Annotated in this window: 22 protein-coding genes and 1 riboswitch; of the genes, 17 read left to right on the forward strand and 5 right to left on the reverse strand. The window is 37.0% G+C overall.

Annotated elements, in window-relative coordinates; all coding sequences use genetic code 11:
* Positions 1-123 precede the first annotated feature (123 nt).
* Both dacB and metE read left to right on the forward strand, forming a co-directional pair.
* Positions 124-1566, forward strand: coding sequence for a D-alanyl-D-alanine carboxypeptidase/D-alanyl-D-alanine endopeptidase (gene dacB / locus B9N79_RS05135; protein WP_085117874.1), 1443 nt, complete (start codon positions 124-126; stop codon positions 1564-1566).
* A 102-nt stretch (positions 1567-1668) separates the two neighbouring features.
* Positions 1669-1848: riboswitch (cobalamin riboswitch) on the forward strand.
* Positions 1849-1996: 148 nt separating this feature from the next.
* Positions 1997-4258 (forward strand): 5-methyltetrahydropteroyltriglutamate--homocysteine S-methyltransferase, encoded by a 2262-nt coding sequence (gene metE, locus B9N79_RS05140; protein ID WP_085117877.1) that lies wholly within the window; start codon positions 1997-1999, stop codon positions 4256-4258.
* 33 nt (positions 4259-4291) lie between these two features.
* On the opposite strand, the gene B9N79_RS05145 is transcribed toward metE, so the two are convergent.
* Both B9N79_RS05145 and B9N79_RS05150 read right to left on the reverse strand, forming a co-directional pair.
* A complete protein-coding gene (locus B9N79_RS05145) occupies positions 4292-5047 on the reverse strand; it encodes a GDSL-type esterase/lipase family protein (protein WP_040056507.1) in 756 nt (251 codons plus the stop codon).
* A gap of 5 nt (positions 5048-5052) precedes the next feature.
* Positions 5053-5463, reverse strand: coding sequence for a thiol-disulfide oxidoreductase DCC family protein (locus B9N79_RS05150; RefSeq protein WP_019392095.1), 411 nt, complete (start codon positions 5461-5463; stop codon positions 5053-5055).
* Between the two features lie 177 nt (positions 5464-5640).
* On the opposite strand from B9N79_RS05150, the gene B9N79_RS25990 reads away from it, so the two are divergent.
* Complete coding sequence (locus B9N79_RS25990; RefSeq protein ID WP_156134332.1) at positions 5641-5805, forward strand: hypothetical protein; 165 nt, start codon at positions 5641-5643, stop codon at positions 5803-5805.
* Here the strand turns inward: B9N79_RS25990 and B9N79_RS05160 are convergent.
* Positions 5802-6059, reverse strand: coding sequence for a hypothetical protein (locus B9N79_RS05160; protein ID WP_019392097.1), 258 nt, complete (start codon positions 6057-6059; stop codon positions 5802-5804). The two genes, B9N79_RS25990 and B9N79_RS05160, sit on opposite strands and share 4 nt — an antisense overlap.
* A gap of 71 nt (positions 6060-6130) precedes the next feature.
* Entirely contained in the window at positions 6131-6856 is a 726-nt protein-coding gene (locus B9N79_RS05165) for a class I SAM-dependent methyltransferase (protein ID WP_019392098.1), read from the reverse strand.
* 140 nt (positions 6857-6996) lie between these two features.
* On the opposite strand from B9N79_RS05165, the gene B9N79_RS05170 reads away from it, so the two are divergent.
* Together B9N79_RS05170 and B9N79_RS05175 are read left to right on the forward strand one after the other, a co-directional pair.
* A complete protein-coding gene (locus B9N79_RS05170; RefSeq protein ID WP_019392099.1) occupies positions 6997-7965 on the forward strand; it encodes a bile acid:sodium symporter family protein in 969 nt (322 codons plus the stop codon).
* 164 nt (positions 7966-8129) lie between these two features.
* Positions 8130-8513 (forward strand): replication termination protein, encoded by a 384-nt coding sequence (locus B9N79_RS05175; RefSeq protein WP_019392100.1) that lies wholly within the window; start codon positions 8130-8132, stop codon positions 8511-8513.
* 32 nt (positions 8514-8545) lie between these two features.
* Here B9N79_RS05175 and B9N79_RS05180 read toward each other — a convergent pair whose 3' ends face one another.
* Positions 8546-9919, reverse strand: coding sequence for an MATE family efflux transporter (locus B9N79_RS05180; protein ID WP_019392101.1), 1374 nt, complete (start codon positions 9917-9919; stop codon positions 8546-8548).
* A 178-nt stretch (positions 9920-10097) separates the two neighbouring features.
* Here B9N79_RS05180 and B9N79_RS05185 point away from each other — a divergent pair, with 178 nt between their 5' ends.
* The 12 genes from B9N79_RS05185 to B9N79_RS05240 all read left to right on the forward strand — a co-directional run bounded on the left by B9N79_RS05185 (position 10098) and on the right by B9N79_RS05240 (position 23685).
* Positions 10098-10856, forward strand: coding sequence for an SDR family NAD(P)-dependent oxidoreductase (locus B9N79_RS05185; RefSeq protein WP_019392102.1), 759 nt, complete (start codon positions 10098-10100; stop codon positions 10854-10856).
* Between the two features lie 198 nt (positions 10857-11054).
* A complete protein-coding gene (locus B9N79_RS05190; RefSeq protein ID WP_085117879.1) occupies positions 11055-12359 on the forward strand; it encodes a glycosyl hydrolase family 18 protein in 1305 nt (434 codons plus the stop codon).
* Between the two features lie 137 nt (positions 12360-12496).
* Positions 12497-13726, forward strand: a complete 1230-nt coding sequence (locus B9N79_RS05195; protein ID WP_019392104.1) for an MFS transporter — start codon at positions 12497-12499, stop codon at positions 13724-13726.
* 644 nt (positions 13727-14370) lie between these two features.
* Positions 14371-16539, forward strand: coding sequence for a lipoteichoic acid synthase (gene ltaS / locus B9N79_RS05200; RefSeq protein WP_040365577.1), 2169 nt, complete (start codon positions 14371-14373; stop codon positions 16537-16539).
* Positions 16540-16722: 183 nt separating this feature from the next.
* Complete coding sequence (locus tag B9N79_RS05205; protein WP_040056502.1) at positions 16723-17352, forward strand: 5-bromo-4-chloroindolyl phosphate hydrolysis family protein; 630 nt, start codon at positions 16723-16725, stop codon at positions 17350-17352.
* 13 nt (positions 17353-17365) lie between these two features.
* A complete protein-coding gene (locus B9N79_RS05210) occupies positions 17366-18517 on the forward strand; it encodes a toxic anion resistance protein (RefSeq protein ID WP_040056501.1) in 1152 nt (383 codons plus the stop codon).
* Between the two features lie 52 nt (positions 18518-18569).
* Complete coding sequence (locus tag B9N79_RS05215; protein ID WP_019392109.1) at positions 18570-19658, forward strand: AI-2E family transporter; 1089 nt, start codon at positions 18570-18572, stop codon at positions 19656-19658.
* An 82-nt stretch (positions 19659-19740) separates the two neighbouring features.
* Positions 19741-20040 (forward strand): DUF3243 domain-containing protein, encoded by a 300-nt coding sequence (locus B9N79_RS05220; protein ID WP_019392110.1) that lies wholly within the window; start codon positions 19741-19743, stop codon positions 20038-20040.
* Positions 20041-20181: 141 nt separating this feature from the next.
* Complete coding sequence (locus B9N79_RS05225; RefSeq protein WP_040056500.1) at positions 20182-21516, forward strand: sodium-dependent transporter; 1335 nt, start codon at positions 20182-20184, stop codon at positions 21514-21516.
* A gap of 271 nt (positions 21517-21787) precedes the next feature.
* Positions 21788-22552, forward strand: a complete 765-nt coding sequence (locus B9N79_RS05230) for a vWA domain-containing protein (RefSeq protein ID WP_026009532.1) — start codon at positions 21788-21790, stop codon at positions 22550-22552.
* A gap of 9 nt (positions 22553-22561) precedes the next feature.
* The gene (locus B9N79_RS05235) at positions 22562-23329 is read left to right on the forward strand and encodes a hypothetical protein (protein ID WP_085117882.1); all 768 of its coding nucleotides are present in this window, start codon (positions 22562-22564) and stop codon (positions 23327-23329) included.
* A gap of 11 nt (positions 23330-23340) precedes the next feature.
* On the forward strand, positions 23341-23685 hold the full coding sequence (locus tag B9N79_RS05240) for a hypothetical protein (RefSeq protein WP_019392114.1): 345 nt from the start codon (positions 23341-23343) through the stop codon (positions 23683-23685).
* Positions 23686-23694 lie beyond the last annotated feature (9 nt).

The following is a 23694-nucleotide window of genomic DNA, read 5'->3' on the forward strand; positions in this document are numbered from 1 at the left end:
GAAGCTTTTAAACAAAAAGCTTCTTTTTTTTATAAACTTGTTCTTCTCTCTGTACATAAAACATCAATAATAATAAGGGGAATGTGAAAATCTATGCACAAGAGTACATAAAGGAGGAAGGATATGAAAAAATGGTGTGGAATTTTGGTGATGTTGGTATTAATCATAACAAGGGCCGTTAACGTGTCAGCCGAGGGGGCGAGTACATTAGAAACAAAAATTGAACAAGTGTTACAACATAAAGATTTAAAGGGTGGGATAAGTTCAATTAGTATAAAAAAGGCCAAAAGCGGAGAAGTACTGTATGAAAAGAACAGCTCAGTTCGAATGAAAATTGCTTCTAATATGAAACTCTTTACAGGGGCAGCAGTGCTTGAAACATTAGGTGAGGAGTATAAATTTCACACAGAGCTTTGGCATGATGGAAAAGTGAAAAATGGTGTTTTAAAAGGGAATCTTTATTTAAAAGGAAAAGGAGATCCAACTCTTGGATTACAGGAGTTACAGCAGTTTTCAGCGTTATTACACGAAAAAGGAATCAAGAAAATTGCGGGAAATATTATTGGAGATGAAACGTGGTATGACGATGTTCGGCTTTCAGAAGATATGATTTGGAAAGACGAATCATATGCATATGGCGCTCAAATATCAGCGTTGACGTTCTCTCCTGATTATCGCTATGAAGCGGGAACAGTTATAGTGGAGACAACACCAACCAAAAATGGTAAGAAAGCTCACATCTCTATATCCCCTAAAACGGACTATGTGAGAGTGATGAATGAAACGAAAACAGGAAAAGGAGAAACAGATTTAGAAATTGTCAGAAAACGGAATGAAAATGTTATTGTAGTAAAGGGAATTATCAAGGAGGGAGAGGAATCTGATCAAACAGCCATTGCTGTCGAGGACCCTGCTTTGTATACGACTTCTTTATTTAAAGACGCTTTAGAGAAGAACGGAATAAAAGTAACAGGAAAAGTGAAGAAAGAAGAAACACCTCAAAAAGCTCAATTGATGGGAGTAAAGGAATCTCCGCCACTTGGGGAAATTTTTATTCCGTATATGAAACTGAGTAATAATACAATTGCAGAAATTTTTGTGAAAGAAATGGGAAAAGTACAGTACGGTGAAGGAAGCTTTGAAGCCGGTTTAACGTCTTTGGACCAAACACTTTCTGAGTTGGATGTCAATGTAGACAATATGATGATTCGGGATGGTTCAGGCCTATCACATGTGAGCGGAGTGCCAACAGACGAAATTTCTTCCCTTCTTTTTCATGCTAGGCAAAAACCTTGGTACGATAATTTTTACGAATCTTTACCTTTAGCAGGAGATCCAGATGAATTGATAGGGGGAACGCTCGATGAACGGATGAGAGGGACTGCTGCAGAAGGAAATGTAAGAGCCAAAACAGGATCTATTACAGGTGCTAGCTCTCTTTCAGGATATGTAACAACAGAAGCTGGAGAGGAACTTATTTTCTCAATCGTTTTTAATGCTTTTCTAGCAGAAGATGTAAAAGATATTGAAGACAAAATTGCGGTTATTTTAGCTTCTTTAAAATAATAAAAAATTAGATCAAAAATGAATAATCTGAAAAATAGTCTTGCACAAAGGGGAAAATCGCGTTATTCTTATTAACAATTCCTCAGTCGAGGAGACTAATTTTATAATGTCCATGCAAGAGGTGCTGTACATACGCTGCAGCTTAAAAGGGAAGAGCGGTGAGAAGCCGCCACGGTCGCGCCACTGTGAAGGGGAGTTTCTATCATAGCCACTGCGAAAGCGGGAAGGGATAGAAGAACGATGAACCTAAGTCAGGAGACCTGCCACTTGTTTGCGCTTTATACCTACGCGTTCATAGGGAGGAGTGAAGGTTTATGTTGAATAGATGGATCCGTTTCAACAGTTCTTAAAGTCGCCTTCTAACTCTCTTTTTTGAAAAAAAGGGAGTTTTTTTGATAGCTAAAAAGACAATAGAGACGGAGGAGAAAACATGACAGTATACAGTTCAAATATCGGATATCCAAGAATCGGAGAAAAAAGAGAGTGGAAGAACGCGCTAGAGAGTTTTTGGGAAGGAACGCTTGAAGAAAAAGAGTTTAAAGAAGAACTAGATCGCTTATTTTTAGAAGGAATTCGCGTGCAAAAGGAAGCGGGAATTACGCATATTCCTGTTGGTGATTTTAGTTTGTATGATCATGTCTTAGATTTATTATGGACGTTTGATCTTGTGCCAGATCGGTTCAAAAATGTAAATAAAACACCACTTGAAACGTATTACAGCATGGCTCGTGGAACAGACGGGTCGGAAGCAATGACAATGACAAAATGGTTCAATACGAACTATCACTATATTGTGCCGGAGTTTGAGAATGTTACGCCTTCTTTAAAAGAAAATCGATTTTTAGATTATTGGAAAAAAGCAAAACAGAAGCTTGGTGTAAATGGAAAAGTAACTCTTGTAGGGCCAGCAACGCTCGTTCTTCTTGGGAAAGGATATAAAGAAACAGAAAAAGCATCGTGGATTCAGCGTCTTATCCCGCTTTATCAACAGCTTTTGCAACAATTAGATGCAGAAGGAGTAGAGTGGGTCAGCTTAGAAGAACCAATTTTTACATCCCCATTAGATCAGGAAGTATGGAAAGTGATTGAAAACGGCTATGCTGAAATAGCGAAGAGCTGCAAAAATACGAAGTTGCTTCTTCAAACATACTATGAAGCTGTTTCTGATTATAAAAAGGTTCTATCCCTCCCTGTAGATGGTTTTGGACTTGATTTTATTCATGATAAAGGGGAAACAAAAGAACAGCTGAAAAAATGGGGCTTTCCAAAAGGAAAAGTATTAGCAGCAGGAGTTATTGACGGACGAAATGTATGGAAGGCTAATTTAACAGAAACGAGTGCTGAAGTTAAAGAGCTTCTGAATTTAATCGATGGGGACCTCTGGGTACAGCCTTCATCAAGCTTACTACATGTTCCTGTTACAGCCGAGAATGAAAGTCTTCCGAGCTTTTTAGAAGGAGCGCTAAGTTTCGCTAAGGAAAAGTTAGGAGAACTAAAAGCATTAGAAAGCGGAATTGAGAACAATACATCGTTTAAAGATTATGATAAAAGCTTTGAAGCTTTCGTTGCAGCACCATTGCGTCATAATCATAAAGTTCAAGAAGAAATTAAGGAGCTTGCACAACTTAAGGCAACGCGTCCACCGTATGAGTTAAGAGCGAAGAAACAGCAGGAAAAGTTAAAGCTACCGCTTTTACCAACAACAACGATTGGAAGTATGCCTCAAACAAAAGAAGTGCGAAGAACACGTTTAAAATGGCGGAAGAAACAAATTACAGACGCACAATATGAGCAGTTTATTCAAGAAATGACCTCCCGCTGGATCGATATTCAAGAGGACCTTGGATTAGACGTTCTCGTGCACGGAGAGTTTGAGCGTACAGATATGGTCGAATATTTCGGTGAAAAGCTGGACGGTATGGAAGTAACAAAGTTTGGCTGGGTGCAGTCTTACGGTTCACGTTGCGTAAAACCACCTCTTATTTACGGAGATGTATCACTTAAAGAGCCAATGACGGTGAAAGAAAGCGTATATGCTCAAAGTTTAACAAATAAGCCTGTAAAAGGGATGCTAACAGGTCCTGTTACCATTTTAAACTGGTCTTTCCCTCGTCATGACGAGTCAAAAGAAGTGGTGATGAATCAAATCGGTCTTGCTATCCGTCAGGAAGTATTAGCATTAGAAGACGCAGGAATAGCTATTATTCAGATTGATGAACCTGCCCTTCGAGAAGGCCTTCCATTGCGAGAAGAAGAGAAGGAAGGGTATCTAAAAGCTGCTGCATATGCATTCAGACTTTCTGCTTACGGGGTGAAAGATGAAACGCAAATTCATACTCATATGTGTTATTCTAATTTTAATGAAATTATGAATACAATTGATGACCTTGATGCAGATGTGATTTCAATTGAAACATCACGCAGTCATGGCCGTCTGCTTCAAGCATTTGAAGATTTTCATTATGAAAAAGAAATTGGACTTGGCGTATATGATATTCATAGCCCGCAAATTCCAAATGAAGAGGATATTATCTCAAACATTAGAGCTTCTCTACGTGTATTAGACGAAAAACAATTTTGGGTTAACCCAGATTGTGGTCTAAAAACGCGTAAAGAGGAAGAAGCGATAAAATCACTTCAAGTCCTTGTTAAAGCAACAAAGAAATATCGTTCGAGTCTAATAGAAGCTTAATAAAAGAGCACCGTTCAGATGAACGGTGCTCTTTTATTGGAGGAACCTTTCTGAAAAATGGATTGTATCGAAAATTCGATGTGCCAACAGATCATATCCTTGCTGAGAAGGATGAATATCAATCTTATTTGGTAAATAGGTTCTTCTGTTTTGTGAAAACAAATTCTCTGTTGAAACGTAATAAACATGCTCCTGTGAAGAGGCTGCTTTTTGCAGGGCTACATTAAGGTCTAAAACCCGCTGTTTCAAGTTTTGTTCTTGAAAGGGATTGTCAATGTTTGAAAAAGGAAAATAATATCCAACAACATAGACGTCACTCGTTGGGTTAAGATCTCTAATTCGTTTTAAAATGGTTTTCATGTTTTGCTGTGTTTGCTGTAATAAGCTCTCCCATTCGCTATTGCTAAGCGATACCATATGTTGGCGGTGTGGAGCAATATAATGAAGAAGATCATTTGCTCCTGCCTGTACAGTAATAAGAGATGCATTTTCAACAGAATGAAACAAGTTCTCGTGTTTGCTATACGCATTAACCTCTAAATCTTGAAGAAGATTTGCCGTTGTGTAACCAGGTACAGAAAACTCTTTTGAAAATGCAACAGAACGGCCTTCCTGTTCAAGGAGAGGAACGAGTTTATCACTATACCCTTCGCCAACTGTTTTATATGGATTCATGCCTTTTGCTAAAGAGTCACCAAGAGCTACGTAATTTACGTCATGTACAGAGCCGTAAGCATGGGAAAATGGGACAACAAGAAATAAAGACAGTAACAACATTACTTTTTTCAACTACATCACTCGCTTTTGTCATCTAAAAATCGTTTGCGAATATGTTCCGGTGGGATTTCGCATAAAGTTTTTTTGGGAAACAATCGATAACGGTTTCGCGCTATAATAGAATAAAACTTATCTCGAATAGGAATGGGAATTAAGATGAACCCATATAAGAGATTATAAGGAAACGAAAGCTTGCGGGCAATTTTAAGTGCTGCAGTAGATTTACTATAGACTTTCCCGTTTGTTATGTAAATAAAGCTATCAAAGTCATCCTTTGGAAGATTGAATTCCTCGAGCAGCTTTTGTCCATATGATGACTGAAGAGAAGAGAATGATAAAAGCTCACTGTGATCTCTTTTGATTAAAAACATAACGCTGCTATTGCAAAATGAACATACTCCATCAAACAATACGATATTATTTTCCATCCTTTGTGTCTCCTTTTTATTCTTTCCTTTATTTGCATGTTTTAAAGATGAAAGAAAGGGAAAACCGTGCATCTTGTTATTAAATTTTATCATAAGTAAGTGACCTTACTATAAGATCGATATGTTAGCGGGGGGACTTCTCTCATATTCAACTGCTTAAAAGTGCCTTCAACAGGTATGAAAGAGCGTACTTTAGCCAATGTACTTCAAGATAATGAACAGCAAGGAGAAAAACGCGAACAGCAAACAAAAAATATACCTTTCCGAATAGAAGAATGGAAGCTTAATGGAATGATAAAAAAGCAGGTTGCTTTAAACAAGGCAGCCTGCTTTTTTCATTAAATAAAGAAAAGAGATGCAAGGGCAATACCAGTAATAGCCCCAAGAGCAACTCCATACGCTGCTCCATATCCGTATCCATACCCATATCCACCAAAGTAACCAAAGCCACCAAAGCCACGGCCGCCCTGCATTGGCTGAATAAATACTCTGCGCTGTGTTACATTCAAAATTCTTCCTACGTGTGTGCGTCCATGACGGTCATTAATGCGAACCATACGACCTCTGTAGCGACAGCATAAGTCATAATATTGCATAGCTTTTCCTCCTTTTCTCTTAGCACTATTAACATATGAGAGAGAGAAAGGAGGTGTATAAGCACTTATCTCTATTTTTCTTTTTTAGCTTGAATAATTCGATAGTCTAGCACACTTTCAAAATCTTTAATTCGCTTCTCGTGCCCATCGAGAAAATCATACAGTTCTTTTTCAATATGTGGAGAGAGAATAAATTCTGTTCCATGCTCTATGTCTTCATTATTTGTAGCGAGAGAGGGAAGAGGAGAAAGAGTAATAGATGTGAATCCTACTTCTTTAAGAGACTTGCGCCAATCTTCTATTGAAAGAAGCGATTTTAAGTTGTAAAAAGATGAAAGATCTTCTCCTTGGCTTTTTGTCATTTCAGGTTTTTTTAACATTTCAATAGCTAGTAATGTTCCATCAGGCTGTAAGACTCGATAAGCTTCTTTTAGTCCTTCTTCAAGATTCATAAAGTTTAAGACAGACTCATAAAGAACAAAATGAAACATGTTTTCGTCGTAAGATAGATTTTCAGCATTTTCTTCGCGTACTTCAATTGGAATAAGGAAATCATCAAACCTTTTGGCTGCTTTCTCAACCATTATTTTGTTGATGTCACAAGCATCAACAAAACAGTTATATTCGAGAGAAAGAAATGCAGCAGTCTGCCCTGTACCACAGCCAACATCTAGTACACTTGTATTTTCATTAATTTCGTACTGATCAAAAATATGCTTTGTAAGAAGTAACCCTCCAGGATGAGCTCCGCCAACACCAAAATTAGCCAGAAAATCAAGATAAGTGTACTTTTTCATCTTATCACCTCTCTAGAGATTAGTCTGCTCTAGCCTATGTTAAAAAGAGAGGATAGGGAACGAAATATAAAAATAAGGTTGAATTTTCCGAAATTTTTAAATATAATAAACTTTATATCTTGTTAGGGGAGTTGACATCATTGAGAGCACTTGAGAAAATTAGTTCATTTGCTAACAGCACATTTGCCTTATGGGTTGTGCTATTTTCGTTATTATCTTTTTTATATCCTTCATCATTTGTTTGGATCAGTAACTACATTTCGATTTTATTAGGAATCATTATGTTTGGGATGGGATTAACACTATCTTTAGACGATTTCAAGGCCGTACTTAAACAACCAAAAAGCGTTCTCATCGGAGTCCTAGGGCAGTTTACTATTATGCCTAGTCTTGCTTATGGACTTGCTCTTTTATTTCAGCTTCCTCCTGAAGTTGCAATTGGAGTAATTTTAGTTGGATGTTGTCCAGGAGGAACGGCTTCTAATGTTATGACTTACTTAGCTAAAGGAAACACAGCATTAAGCGTTGCTGTTACGAGTGTTGCTACCCTTATTGCCCCATTTTTGACTCCTGTTTTAATTATGCTTTTTGCAAGTCAATGGCTTGAGGTTTCCGCATCCTCTCTTTTAGTCTCCATTTTAAAAATCGTGTTGCTTCCTATTATATTAGGTATTATCGTGAAGCTTTTATTTAAAAACGGAGTTGAAAAAAGCATAAAAGCTCTACCGCTTATTTCGGTTATTGGAATTGTGGCTGTTGCAGCAGGTGTTGTTGCTGTTAATGCAGAATCAATTGCAGATGCAGCTTTAAAAATGATTTTTATTGTTATGCTTCATAACTTATTTGGTCTGTTTTTCGGCTGGCTTCTTGCTCGTCTTTTCCGTTTAGATGAAGGAAGTCAAAAAGCTCTTTCTATTGAAGTTGGAATGCAAAACTCAGGGCTTGGAGCAGCGCTTGCCCTAGCACATTTTAGCCCAATTGCGGCTGTACCGAGCGCCATTTTTAGCGTATGGCATAATATTTCAGGACCGCTTCTCGCCACATATTGGGGAAAAAAGCACGAGCGAAAAGAAAAGCGTCAAAAGGAAGAACAAAAGCATGTTGTATAAAAGCAGCTCTTTAAGAGCTGCTTTTATTTTTCCTTTATTTACTGTTTTAGAAGATATATGATAAAATAAAACACATAAAAAGGAAGCGAACACTTGTCCGTTCTGGGAATCTCATACTATAATAAGAATATGGAAGGTCGTTACATACAAAAAGGAGGAATTTTATGAGTGAAAAGCGCAATCCAAGCGGTTTCTTAGTAAAACAGCGTGCATTTCTTAAGCTTTATATGATTACAATGACAGAACAAGAACGATTGTATGGTTTACGTTTGCTTGATGTATTACGAGAAGAATTTCGTCCTTTCGGATATCGTCCGAATCACTCTGAAATTTATAAAGCCTTGCACGACCTTATTGAAGATGGGGTTTTGGAACAAGTGAAAAAGAAAAAAGAAGGCATGAAGCTTCAAGAAGTTGTATACTATCGATTCGCTGGTGAGAATGGACATGAAAAAGCAAAAAAATATAAGCGTCAGCTTAAAGTAGAGTTAGACAGATGTCAATCAATGATTCAAAAAGCGGTACGCGATAATTTTGGTATAAAATAACCCTAGGAATGTTCCTAGGGTTGTTTCTTATATTACGAAGCCGATTTTTCTAATCCTGTTTTCTTTTGTGCATTTTTTTGTACATAAAGCAGTCTAAAAGCAAGACCAATAGCTCCTACGGCTAATCCTGTAATAAGACCTACCCAATACCCAAATGCGTGAAGGTTTGTAAAATTAGCGAGAGAATATCCAACAGGAAGTCCGATAACCCAGTAGGAAACAAGCGCCATTATAAAGGTTATATTAACATCTTTATGTCCACGAAGAATCCCTTGAATAGGTGCTTGAATAGCATCAGAAATCTGAAAGAAAATCGCATATATTAAAAAGACCTTAGTAAGCGCTAGTACGTTAGGATCTGTTGTATAAAGAGATGCGATTGGTTCACGCATAATATATAGGAAGATACCGTTTAAAATAGCTAGGGATAAAGCAATTATAATACCTAAATGACCATATTTTTTAGCATCATAAGGTCGCTTTGAGCCCATCTCAAATCCGACCACAATTGTTAGCGCCATCGATACACTTAAAGGAATCATATATAATAAGGAAGCAAAATTCATGGCTGCCTGATGTGAAGCAATTGTAATCGTATCATAGACGCTAAGGAAAAGCGTTACTGCTGCAAAAATACTTGTTTCAAAAAAGATAGAAAAACCGATAGGAAGACCAATTTTTAAAATGGTTTTCCATTCTGCAAAAGAAACGCGATAAGCGCTTTTAAAAAGACGAAATTGCCTGAAAGGTTCTTTTTGCGAGACGGTAAAAATGGCAATAAAGCAAATCACCCAGTAGGTAATAGCTGTAGCATATCCAGCTCCAACTCCTCCTAATTTTGGTGCTCCCCATTTCCCGAAAATGAGCAAATAATTTAATACAAGGTTAACAGGAAGCGCAATAAGAGTAATTGTCATACTTACGCGTGTTTTTCCTAATGCATCGATAAAGGAGCGAATTGTTGTGTAAATAAAAAGAGGAAAAATGCCCAATGATAAAGCAATTAAGTAATCTTTTGCAATGTGATGAACGTCATTTGTAATGTCCATCATATGAAGAATGGGGTTTAAGAGAAATGCTCCAGCTACGATGACTAAAATGGACATTGCAATAGCTACATAAATCCCTTGAATAACGGAAAAAGAGACGCGTTTTTTTTGCTCTGCTCCAATCAGTTGAGCTACAATAGGAGTGACTGCTAGGAGAATACCTGCAAGACCTGTATAGATAGGCATCCAAATACTTGATCCTATTGCAACACCCGCTAAGTCTTTGGGACTTGCTTTGCCAGACATTGTTGTATCAAAGAATGTCATGAGGTACATACCAATTTGGGTAATGAAGATTGGAATTAAAATGGATAAAAGCTGTTTGAGTTTTTCACTTGTTGTAAATGTTTGATACAAAAAGAATCCTCCCATCTTTTGGTGAATCGTATTCATCCCATGAATTCTAGGAGGTTATTGTATTTTTGTCAACCATTTTTTACATAAGCAGACGAGCCACAAACTTATAAATTTTTTTATTTTCATGAAAGTAGGAAGAAAGGTATAAGAACACTCAAAAGAACAGGATGTGAGCTATATGGATTTACAATTGAACAATAAAAATGTACTCGTAACAGGAGGCTCAAAAGGAATCGGAAAGGCAATCGCAAAAGCATTTATTGAAGAAGGAGCAAATGTAGGAATTGCAGCTCGTTCAAAAGAACAACTTGAAAAAGCGAGAGAAGAGCTTGGAGATGTAAGGATATATGAAGTAGACCTCTCTCAACAAAAAGAAAGAGAGAAGCTTTTTCATCATTTCTTAGAAGATTTCAAAAAAGTGGACGTTTTAGTTAATAACGCTGGAGGAAGCAATGGGGGAAGTGCGTTTGAAACAGAGCTTGATATGTTCTACGAAGCAATGGAATTAAACTACTTTGCTCCTGTTCATTTAAGCAAGTTAGCAGGAACTCATATGAAAGAAAACGGAGCGGGCAGCATTATACAGATTACATCTATTTTTGGACGAGAAAGCGGTGGAAAAGTAACATATAACAATGCAAAGGCAGCGCTCATTAGCTTTACAAAGGCTTTTGCAAATGAATGTATTCCTCATAATGTCCGCGTTAATAGTATTGCTCCTGGAAGCATTCTTCATCCAACAGGAAACTGGCAAAAACGCCTTGATGAACATCCAGAGAAAATTAAAAAGTTTATCGAAGAGGAAATTCCTGCAGGTCGATTTGGAACGGTGGAAGAAGTAGCTAACGCTGTTTTGTTTTTGGCATCGCCAAAGTCATCATGGCTTGTTGGAACAAGTATTAATGTAGATGGCGGTCAATCTCGTATGAATTTCTAAATATAGGAAGTAAAAAACAAGATAATGCCTTATTATCTTGTTTTTTACTTTTTTATAGGTCCATAGTATGTTACTAATAATACATTTATGTTAAAAATATTACAAATATCTTCTTAACTTCGCTGCTTATTCGTGATATGATAATAAAATCAAAAATTACAAACATGTTACAAGTAAAAATAGAAGCGGGGCTTAATTATGAAGAAAGTGTGTGTTGTTCTGTTTTGTGCGTCTCTTTTATCATTAGGTCTTTCCCCATATATGTTAAAAGCATTCGCACAAGACTTAACAAGTATTCCAGTTGGGAACGAAGGAGAAGAGTCTTTTCGAATCATGGGATACTATTCAGCTAACGATAATGTAGATCTTGAAAAAGCAATCCAATGGGAGAGCGTCACTCATGTTATATACGGTAGTTTATATATGGAGAAAGATGGGAGAATCCCTTCACCTCAAGATACAGAGAAATTAAAAGAGCTCGTCTTAAAAGCACATGAACATGGAGTGAAGGTGCTTATAGATTTGAAAGAAGCGGATGCTAGCGCATACGCGGCTCTTCCGGCAGAAGAAACTATACAAAAGACGTTTAGTGAAGAAGTAAAAAATCTTATTCAAACATATGGAGTAGACGGCATCAACGTTGACTGGGCATCTCAAGGTGAAAAAGAAAAGCAGTTGTTTTATATTGAACTTATTCATGAGCTTGATCAAATTTCGAGCGAAAGCCAAACATTGCTTACCCTTTCTGTTCGTCATTCTAATGATAAAGCCAAAGCAAGTGAATTAAGTGAAGAAGTAAAAGGTATCTTAGCTGCAGTGGATTGGGTAAACATTATGCCTACTAATGACACTGAAACAATGTCTTACGAAGAGTCAAAGCAAACAATTGCCTATTGGACAGAGCAAGTAGGAAATGGAAATAAAATAACACTTAGCATTCCAGTTTCTGAAAACTTAGAGCCTGTTGAAACTAAATCATTAGCACAAGAACAGAGTAAACCAAAAGATGCAGAAGAAATGCCTAAAACAGAAATAAAAGAAGAAACCCAGGAAACTCAGGAAACTCAGGAAATGAAAGAAACGAAGGAAGCAAGAGGCACCCAGGAAACTGTGCAAGAAAAGACAAATCTAGCGCTTAACAAAACAGGTGGCGTAATTGTATTAGAGAATGAAGAAAATGCCGAGCAGAACGAAACAACCCTTAAGCAAATTCATAGTACAGTTACAGAAACAGAGGAACCAGAAGAAACACAAACAGAAAACAAAGTTAAAAATAATATGCCAAAAAGCATAAAATGGCAGCCAATGAAAACTTATGAACAAGGTGAAATTGTTAAACATAATGGTGTGCTTTATATGGCTCAGTGGCCAGTGCAAGAATTTGAACCAGAGAAAAGTAATGTAGCATATTCGCCTTGGGTTGTAGTGGGAACAAATATGGGAAGTGTTTATGCATTATTGCATTTACAAAAAGAATGCTCTAACTTTTATTGCTTTAAGTAAACTTAAAATGGGAGAAGACCCTCATATATATATGAGGGTCTTTTTTTGATTACCAAACTTTCTCTATTGTGAAAACAAAGCAAGCGGGAATAGTAAGAGTATCATCAGCTTTTATAGAGCAAGAAAGGTGAAGAATAGTGAAAGAATCAGCAACATGTAACAACTCATCAAAAGAAAATGTTCCTGGGGTCCTATGCTTAATTTCAATTGCTACAATTCCCCTTGTAATGACATTGGGAAATTCAATGCTTATCCCGATCCTACCAACTCTAGAGAAAGAGCTTTCTATTAGTTCTTTCCAGTCAAGCCTTATTATTACGCTCTATTCCGTAGCTGCTATTATTTTAATTCCCGTTGCAGGCTATCTTTCAGATCGCTTTGGACGAAAGAAAATCATTATTCCAAGCCTTATTATCTCTTTATTAGGTGGGCTTGTTTCTGGGTATGCAGCATGGCAAATTAATGAACCTTATATGATGATTTTAATAGGTCGGATACTGCAAGGAGTTGGGGCCGCAGGGGCTTCTCCTATTGTGCTTCCTCTTGTTGGAGATTTGTATAAAGACGAAAAAGAAGTTAGTGCAAATCTAGGTATTGTGGAAACCGCTAATACATTGGGTAAGGTTGTTAGCCCTATATTAGGGTCCTTACTAGCTTTAGTTGTATGGTTTATGCCTTTCTTTGCTATTCCTGTTCTTTGTCTAATTTCCGTTGTGTTTCTTTTTTTCTGTGTGAAAGTACCAAAACAGCAAGATGAACCATTACCACTTAATGAATTTTTAAAAAAAGTGAAAAGAATTTTTAAAGAAGAAGGTCACTGGTTATACAGCATTTTTATTGCTGGTATTATTTTAATGTTTATTTTGTTCGGTTTTCTTTTTTATTTAGCAAACAGACTTGAGAAAGAATTTGGAATGGTTGGTGTTGATAAAGGGCTTGTGTTGGCTATCCCGCTTGCAGCTCTCTGTTTAGCGTCGTTTATAACCGGAAAAGTGATTAAGCAAAACAAGCTTCTTATGAAATGGATTACAGTAATTGGACTGCTACTCACCGCTGCTTCGTTATTTATTGCATCCTTTTTCTCTTCTTTTGTTGTGCTTGTTGGTCTCTTGGTGTTAACAGGAATTGGGATTGGAAGTTCATTACCGAGTCTTGACGCCCTTATTACAGAAGGAATTGGCAAGGAAGAAAGAGGTACAATTACGTCCATTTATAGCTCTATGCGTTTTGTTGGAGTTGCCCTTGGTCCTCCTGTCTTTGCTATTTTAACAACTCATATGGATAAGGGTCTTTTTTTTATAAATGTTGTGCTTAGTCTTATTGGAGGAATTCTCGTATGGTGGCGAATTCAACCAGATAAAGAATGAGGAAGCATCCTTATACAGGTGCTTCCTCATTTTTTATCTTAATAGAAATTTTATAAAAACTGAAACAAAATAAAAACAAAATCGTCTATATATAGGGAAAAGGCAAATAGAGAAAAAAGACAGAACAAAAAAGTGTTGTTGTTTTCTCATTAGCAGATATTGTTTGTTGTATTCTTCAATCACATCCCGTATAGTGTAAAACGTTCTGAGAAAATTCACAGGTGTTTTAAGGAAACGGCAGGAGTTTTATCGGAGAAAAACAAATAATATATATACTACTTAGAGATAGGACAACATATATTAATTCCTAGCTCCACTCACTTTGTTCGATTTATGAAAGAAAATAAAAAATGAAGCATACTTTTAATCGGAAGAGGGTAAAGGGAGTTAGAATAAAGTGCGGCTTTAAGATATGAATAGGTAAAATGGGCTATTTGTAAAATAAAAAGAATAACGTATAATAGGAAAACCTACAAAAAAAGCTCTTTTTCCAAAAATATCATTTGACTTCTATCAGCTAAGCGGTAGAATAGTGGCATACTGTCCAAAAAGCTCTCTTTTATTCTGTTAGGGAGTTTGTCTTTTTTTGTTGCGTTCATTTTCTTATAAAAAAAAGGGAACGTTAATTGTAGAGAGGTGAAAGTATGAAATCGTTTTTCAGGAAAGGTCAACAATTTTTGAACACGCATTTAGGACTTTTCCTATTTATTGCGGTTCTATTTTGGTTAAAAACTTATGCAGCTTATCAACTTGAATTTGATCTTGGAATAGACAATTCAATGCAGAAGTTTTTATTATTCATTAACCCAATCAGTTCTTCTTTATTCTTTTTAGGAATTGCGCTATTTTTCAAGGGGAAAGCGCAGTATAGAGTATTGATTGCGATTAACTTTGTATTAACATTTATTCTATTTGCGAATATTGTGTTTTACCGCTTTTTCAATGACTTCATTACGATACCGGTTTTAAGACAAACTGAAAACTTTGGTAAACTAGGCGGAAGTGCACAAGCATTAATGCAACCAACAGATATTTTGTATTTTACAGATACAATCATCTTAATTGCACTTGTTCTATTTAAAGTTGTTAAGCCACATACGGAGAAATTTAGCCGTCGTGGAATTGTAGCTGTTTTTACAGCAGCGGTTATGATTTTTGCAGGAAACTTAGCTCTTGCTGAATCAGATCGTCCACAGCTTCTAACGCGTGCGTTTGATCGTAACTACCTTGTGAAATATCTTGGTGCTTACAACTACACAATTTATGATGCAATTCAAAGTACAAAATCATCTGCTCAACGCGCTTTAGCAGACAGCAGTGATGTTACAGAAGTAGAAAACTTTACAAAAGCATCTTATGCAGAACCAAACCCAGAATACTTTGGTCAATTGAAAGGAAAAAATGTGATTTACGTTTCACTTGAGTCCCTTCAATCATTTATGATTGGCTATAAGTTAAATGGGCAGGAAGTAACACCGTTTTTAAATAGCTTAGCCAAAGATAGTAATACTTTATACTTTAAGAATCTGTTCCACCAAACAGGTCAAGGTAAAACATCTGATGCTGAGTTTATGATGGAAAACAGTATTTATCCATTACCACAAGGTTCTGTGTTCTCAACAAAAGCTGAAAACACGTACCAAGCTTTACCGCAACTATTGAAGGAAAATGGATATAAAGATACAGCGGTCTTCCACGGAAACAACAAAACGTTCTGGAACCGTGAAGAGAACTATAAAGCATTTGGCTATGATCATTTCTTTGATGAAAGCTACTACAATATGGTAGATGGTCATGTCTTAAACTACGGTTTAGAAGATAAACCATACTTTAAAGAATCAATGCCATATTTAGAGTCATTAAAACAACCGTTCTATACGAAGTTTATTACGTTATCAAATCATTTCCCTTATCCATTAGGTGATGACAAAAAGACGATTGCACCAGGAGATACAGGTGACTCGTCTGTTGATAACTACTTCCAAACAGCACGATACATGGACGAAGCTTTAGAACAGTTCTTTAATGACTTAAAAGAATCTGGTCTTTATGAAAACTCTGTAATTGTGATGTATGGTGACCACTACGGAATTTCTGAAAACCATAAAAAAGCAATGAGCAAAGTTATGGGTAAAGATATCAACGACTTTGAAGAAACACAGCTTCAGCGTGTACCACTGTTCATTCACGCACCAGGACTTGAAGGCAAAGGTGGAGTGAAGGATACGTACGGCGGACAAGTCGATGTAAGACCAACTGTAGAACACTTACTTGGAGTCGATACGAAAAACCAAATTCAATTTGGTACAGATCTTCTATCAAAAGATCATCAGCAAATCGTACCGTTCCGTAACGGAGACTTTGTAACACCAGAATATACGCAAGTCGATGACAAAGTGTACGACAACGCAACAGGAGAGAAAATCCCAAGTACAGATGAAACGAAAAAAGACCAAGAGCTTGTACAGAAGAAGCTAGAGCTTTCAGATAAGCTTGTATATGGTGATTTACTCCGTTTCTATGACTTAAAAGGGTTTGAACAACCGAAGCGTTCATCATTTGATTATTCAAAAGATGATAAATTAGCACAAGAACCTGGATTCCTTGAAGAAGAGAAGAAAACTCTTGAACAAGAAAAACAGGAAAAAGAAGCTGAATATAAAGCTAAAGGTTACGGTCTTGAAGCGAGTGAAGAACAAGCGAAAGACGGAGCAGATTTTGAGCCAGCAGCGGCAGGCTCTGAACTTCAAGGAACTGAAACGCCACAAACTAAAACTCAGGAATCTGAAACTCAAGAATCTGAAGCTAAATAAAAAGTGTGAGGGAGCATATCCCTCACACTTTTTTTATAAGTTTAAAAGCGGAAAAATGAAACTTTAGAGAGAGAAAAAACGTATAACATAGTGAAGAAACACCGAAAGCAAACTCGTTCGAATATTTAGATGAAGTGTGCTATTATGAAAGAAAATGTTCGCTAATAGGGAGGAAATTTTAAAGTGATCAAGCGAATCATTCAAACGTTGCTGTATTCAGGTTTAGCTGGATTTGTAACAATCGTTGGAGCGGCGTTCTTTTTAGATATTCCGCTGTTCTTTTCTATATTAATTGGGATAGGAACGTGGAGTGCAACGGTTCTCCTCTGTTTATGTTACTTTCTTTTGCGTCGGAATTTCCGTTACGATCCGTTTAAAGAGCAAAAAGCATATGTTGACCATCATGTAAAAGAAGCGAGAAAATCACTTCGTGTGTTAAGTCAGTCTCGTTTTAAAGTAAAATCAATGCATGTATGGATTAAAATTAACAAACTTCAAAAAGTTGGTCGCTCCATTATTGATATGGTTGATAAAGAACCTGCTCGATTTTATGAAGCCCAAGACTTTTTTAAAAAATACTTGCCTTCTACGGTCAAAATTGTTGATCGATATACATTTTTACTTGCGAAGCCAACTAAAAATGCAGAAGTGAAAATTGCGCTAAGTGAAACAGAAGACACGTTAGATGAATTAATTGTGAAATATGATGAAGTTCTAACATCTAGCATTAGCCAGGATCTAACAGCGCTCGAAATTGAGCAGAGTCTTCTTCATAACGGCTATGGAGAAAATAAACCACCAGCAGGGAAATGAAAAGGGTGATAAAATGAACGAATTCAAAGATAATTCTTTAAGCAGTTTTGATGATTTATTAAATGACCCATTTAAAACAAACGAATCTTCAACTGAGCTCTCTAAAGAAGAAAAAGGAGAGGTAAAAGCAATTGAAAGGCTTTCTCCTCAATATAAAGAAAAAGCAATTAAAATTTCAGAGCAAATTAATCAAAATGATCATCAGGCAATTTTGCAATATGGAGTTGCTGCACAGTCCGAGCTTTCTAAGTTCTCTCAAGGTGTGCTTCAGCATGTTCAGGCAAAAGATACAGGACCAGTAGGAGAAGTGCTGACAGATCTTATGGGGAAAATTAAACAGCTTAATCTTGATGAGCTATCAGGTAAGAAACAAGGAAGAGTGGGCCGCTTTTTCTCTACTATTTCTCGTTCAGCAAAAGGTATTTTCCCAAAGTACAGCAGCTTGCAAGTGGAAATTGAGAAAATTGCTGATCAGCTTGAGCACACAAAGCAAGAGCTCTACCGAGATCTTCTTATGCTTGAAAAGCTCTATGATAAAAACAAAGAGTACTTTGATGCATTAAATATCTATATTGCAGCAGCTGAACATAAACTAGAACTTCTTGAAACAGAAACACTTCCAAAGCTTGAACAAGAAGCGTTAAAAACGGATAATTATTTAACTGTGCAAGAAGTAAACGATGTAAAGCAGTTTATGACTCGTCTTGATAAACGAACGTATGATCTGAAGCTGAGCAGACAAATTGCTATTCAAAGCGCTCCTCAAATTCGAATGATTCAGGAAGTAAATCAAACACTTGTAGAAAAAATACAAAGCTCTATTCTAACGGCAATTCCTCTATGGAAAAATCAAGTTGTGATTGCTCTTACGCTTTTAAGGCAAGAAAAAGCAATGGAAGCGCAGCGTGAAGTAACAAACACAACGAATGATTTATTGTTAAAGAATTCAGAGCTATTGAAGAAAAATACGGTTGATATTGCAAGAGAGAACGAGCGTGGGCTTGTTGATATTGAAACGCTCCAAAAAACGCAGGAAAATTTAGTTGAAACATTAGAAGAAGTGCTTCAAATTCAAGCAGATGGCCGGACAAAACGGAAGGAAGCTGAACGAGAATTACAGCACATGGAAGATAACTTGAAAAAACGTCTTCTTGATTTAACGTAAAGAGCCTATGTTTAAAAAAAGTAAGGTAGAGAGAGAAGGAGAAAAGGGTTTTATGAGAAAGTCCAAGGCACTGCAGTCAGGTGTTTTAATTTTACTGTTTTTAACGATACTTTTCATGCTTTCAAAAGTATCCTTTGTAATCACACCAATAATAAGTATGATTACAAATATTTTGGCCCCTCTTATTATCGCGGGCGTTCTGTATTATTTGCTGCGCCCGATCGTTTTTTTACTAACGCTTTTAAAAATTCCGAGAATCCTAGCTATTCTGCTTGTTTTCTCGGCTTTTATTACAGGAGTAACAAGCGTTGGAACATACTTATATCCGATTGTATCTCATCAGCTTGCTCAGTTTGTGAACTTTTTGCCAAACGTTGCTCGGGATATAACGGATAATATTCAAGACCTTCAAACCCTTCCATGGTCTGATGAACTTAAAGCTCGCCTTGCTAATAATGATCTTGAAAAGCGTGCAACTGAGATGCTCGGTGAAGTAGCAACAACACTTGGAAATAGCACAATTCAAATTATTGACTTTTTACGCAATACCATTATCGTCATTATTACAGTGCCATTTGTCCTCTTTTATATGCTGAAAGACGGACACAAGCTTCCAAAGACTTTTTCACGCTTTATTCCATCAGCTAAATATCGTGAAGTAACGTATGATGTATTAAAGCAAGCAAGCAGTACATTAAGCGCATATGTGCAAGGACAAGTTATTGTTAGCTTGTTCGTAGGGGTTTGTGTTTATATCTTATATCTTTTGCTTGGGCTTGATTATGCGCTAATTTTAGCTTTAATTGCGCTGTTTACGAATCTAATTCCGTTTGTAGGCCCTTTTATTGGCACAGTGCCAGGCGTGATTGTCGGTTTTATTCAAGAGCCTCGGCTTGCTCTTTACGTGATTATCGGGATTATCATTATTCAGCAAATTGAAAGTAACTTAATTTCTCCACAAGTTATGGGGAAAAAGCTTGATGTGCACCCTGTAACCGTTATTTTACTTTTGCTTGCATCTGGAAGCTTCTTCGGATTTGTAGGCCTGCTTCTTGCCCTTCCAACATATTGTGTACTAAAAGTTGTTGTTATGAAAGTGTATGAACTGCTGTTTCCATACTATAATGTGCACGAAGAATAAAAACACTTTTACATGTTTGAAAGCTCGGAATAGGGGAACCAACCTAATATAAGTTAGTACAAACTATTAGGAGGTTTTGCAAATGGAAAGAGCAGAAAAAGCAGTACGTGAAAAAAGCCAAGAAGAGAAAGAGCAAATTCTTCAAAACTTTGCGGAATTCAAGAACTACTTAGGTGATAAAGTAGAAAAGGGTCAAAAGCTTGGATTAAGCGAAGAAGCTATTGCAAAGTCAGCGAAAAAAGTAGCAGACTATCTAGCGAAGAATGAAGAACCTAAAAACCGTGAAGAGTACTTACTACAACAACTATGGAAAGTTGGCGAAGAAGAGGATCGTCATCACTTAGCTCGTATGCTTGTTCGGTTAACAGACGAAACAAATTAAAAAAGTCGGTGCATCAGCACCGGCTTTTTTTAGGGTCTCTAAAATATTTTAAAGCATAAAATATACGTTTTTAGTTGTGAAGAAGCCTCTATTTTTAGTAACATAGAAACAGTGGTTTGTTTTATGAGAAAGGGGCTTTTTATGGAAGACAGTAATAAATGGTCGTCGCGGCTAGGTTTTATTCTAGCATCCGCTGGAGCGGCGATTGGATTAGGTGCCATTTGGAAGTTTCCGTACGTAGCGGGAACGAGCGGAGGAGGCGCATTTTTTCTTTTATTTATCATTTTCACACTTTTTGTTGGGCTACCTCTTTTACTTGCTGAATTTGTAATTGGACGTAGTACTGGAAAAGAAGCAGTTAGTGCTTATAAAGCGCTCGCTCCAAAAGGATGGCCGTGGATTGGAAAACTTGGAGTAGCAAGTAGCGTTTTGCTTTTAGCTTTTTATAGCGTTGTAGGCGGTTGGATTCTGCTTTACACGATTTTAAGTATTTCTGGAGATTTACTTGGAAAAGAGTATGGTCCACTTTTTGATACAATTATTGCTAACCCTTTTGTTGTAGTTGGAGCTCAGGCGGTCTTTCTACTCATTAATATTATTGTTGTATCTGTTGGCGTTCCAAAAGGGATTGAGCGTGCAAACAAGTATATGATGCCTGCTTTATTTATTTTCTTCATCGTGCTTGTTGTTCGTTCTCTAACTCTTCCGAATGCAATGGAAGGAGTTCGCTTTTTTCTAAAACCAGATTTTAGTGCGATTACAGGCCAGTCTGTTTTATTTGCGCTTGGACAATCGTTCTTTGCGCTTTGTGTTGGACTTTCTTGTATGGTTACGTACAGTTCATATTTAGATAAAAGCGTCAGCCTTACCCGTTCAGCAGGGAGCGTGGCTCTTTTAAATATTTTTGTGTCGCTTCTCGCAGGGCTCGCTATTTTTCCTGCTGTATTTTCATTTGGAATCGAGCCAACTGCAGGACCAGGTTTATTATTTGTTGCTCTGCCATCTGTGTTTGAACAGATGCCGTTTGGGGTTGTTTTCTTAACCATCTTTTTAATTCTATTTTTATTTGCAACGTTAACCTCTTCTTTTTCAATGCTTGAAATTATCACTTCTGCATTAGGAAAAGGAGAGGTAGAGAAACGCAAGAAATTTTCGTGGATAGGGGGGACTATCGTCTTTGTTGTAGGCATATTCCCAGCTCTTTCCTACGGAGCTCTCAGTCATGTTACGCTATTTAATAAGAATATCTTTGATTTGTTTGACTTTTTAGTAAGCAACATGATGCTGCCGCTTGGAAGTTTAGCTATCTCGGTTTTCGTTGGATATCGCATGAAACGAGAAACTCTCTTAGAAGAATTTCAAGCTGGAAGTTCAATTGGAAAACGAGTGTTCATTTTGTGGTTGTTCTTACTCAAGTATCTTCTGCCTGTCATTATTATTGTGGTTTTTTTAGGCGGATTACCTATTTGGAAATAATAAAACTTCTAATTGCTTATCTCTGTTTTGTTAAAACCCACCCAATGAGTAAAAAAGTCGGGTGGGTTTTTTAGTTCTTTTTACCCCTTTTTCGAATTCTATTATGTAGTTTGGTAGTCAATGTGAGACCTTTTCCATATTTCCATCCTTCTGTAAGAAAGATAAAATATGTATATTGAAAGAGAATTTGCTATAAATTTTACCATTTGGTAAGAAGGTACTCTTACAAACCTTGCCTTATGAAAAAAAGAAAGAAAGGAAGGCAATTGGCATGAGTTATGAAAAACAAGCAACGCAGGGAACGCCTGCTTATATTATTTATTTGCTAGATATTAGTGCCTCAATGAACGGGATGATGAAATCTGGTCAAGGTGAAAAAAAGCGAATTGACGTTGTGGCGTCAGCCCTACAATCTGCTATTCGGCAAATGGTATTTCGTTCTACAAAAGGAAGTCGGTTGAGCCCGCGCTATCGCGTATCTATCTTAGCATATAGCGATTACGTTTTTGATGTTTTGGGGGGCCCGAAAGGAATTGATGAGCTCGCTGGTAAACCACCGCTTAAAAATATCAAAACGCAACGCTTTACAAATACAGCGAAAGGCTTTCAGGCTGTGGAAGATCTCCTAAAGGAAGAACTTCCACATCTTCAAGAATGTCCTGCTCCACTTGTATGTCATATGACAGATGGAGAATTTACAGGAGAAGATCCAGAAGCAATTGTTAAAAGAATACAAGGATTAACTGTAAAAGATGGTAATGTGCTTGTTGAAAATATTTTTATTTCCGATGACATTTTAAAAGAACCTGTTTTAGACCCCAAAAAATGGGATGGTATTCAAGAGCAAACAGCGTTTCTTGATCAATATGGAATGAAGCTAAAAAAGTTATCTTCTCCTATTCCTGAAAGTTACCGAACAATGATGAATGAAACAGGATATAGCATTAAAGAAGGAGCAGTCATGATGCTTCCTGGGGCAAATGAAGATCTTGTGTCCCTTGGCTTTCAAATGTCGGCTGCAACTCCTGTTAGATAGGAGGAAACCATGAACTATTTTAAAAGTAATCAGCGAAAAGAAGAAGAGCTATCTTTTTTTAATACTGACTTCTTTCAGCTTTGTTATGGTTTCTACAGGGCTCGTGAAACAATGGAGAACGAAGAAAAGAGTCAGGATTACCTTGTCTTTCAAGAAGAACATGGCACACTTGCTTTTGCTCTTTGTGATGGTGTTAGCTTGTCTTTTTATGGAGATGCTGCAGCACAGTTTTTAGGAGATAAGCTTGTTGCTTGGCTTATGGAGCAAGATGAACTTCTTTATGAAGAAGGAGAGGCTCTTTTTCATGCTTATTTAGAGACGTTAACAGAAGAAGCTACAAAATATATAGAAGCTGTTCCTGTAAATTCACATCTTCCCCCATTAGTGAAAAGTGTACTTGAAGAAAAACGAGATAACGGAAGCGAGGCAATGTTTGCTTGCGGGCGAATTGATGCCCTCTCTAACGGACTATATCGTTTATTTTTAAGCAGTGGAGGCGATATTAGAGTACGCTTTTTTTTAGATGATGGAGAGGAAGTTTCTCAAAGTAAATTAGAAACAGGAGTAAGATGGTCAACGAAAAGAGGGCTTATAGGTGAAAAAGCCCATACAGTGATTCAAAAATCATGTGCGTTTCATAAACTTCTTCTTTATTCGGATGGTTTGGCTCTCCTAGATGAAAAAAGACTAGGAAATGACGAGATAAAAGAAGCTATCTCTCATAGCTTAGCCACACCTGAAAGTGATGATATCTCTCTTTTAGAAATTACGTTATAGGAAGTGATGAGATGGAAGAAATTATTATAACGTTCATTCATGGAAAAGAAGAGCTTGATCTGCTGCTTCCAAATGATATTGAAGCAAAAGAAGCAGCAAGCCTTCTAGCAAAGCATTTTCAACATGCGTATAAAGGAATGGAGCCACCAGAGATTGAATATTCTTTCGACCAAAAACAGTGGTATAAAGCAGATTCAGAAGAAACGCTAGAACACGCAATGATTTGGGACGGTGTATTCTTGAGACTCTGTAAACAAGGAATGTCTTCATTACCAACTATTTATGAAGGAAAAGATGAACAAATTGAAGAGCTTGTAGAACGCTCTGATGATTATGTGTGGAAAATGATTCAATAAGGAGGACGT

It is taken from the genome of Priestia filamentosa, assembly GCF_900177535.1.
In the GTDB taxonomy this organism is placed as follows: Bacteria; Bacillota; Bacilli; order Bacillales; family Bacillaceae_H; genus Bacillus_I; species Bacillus_I filamentosa.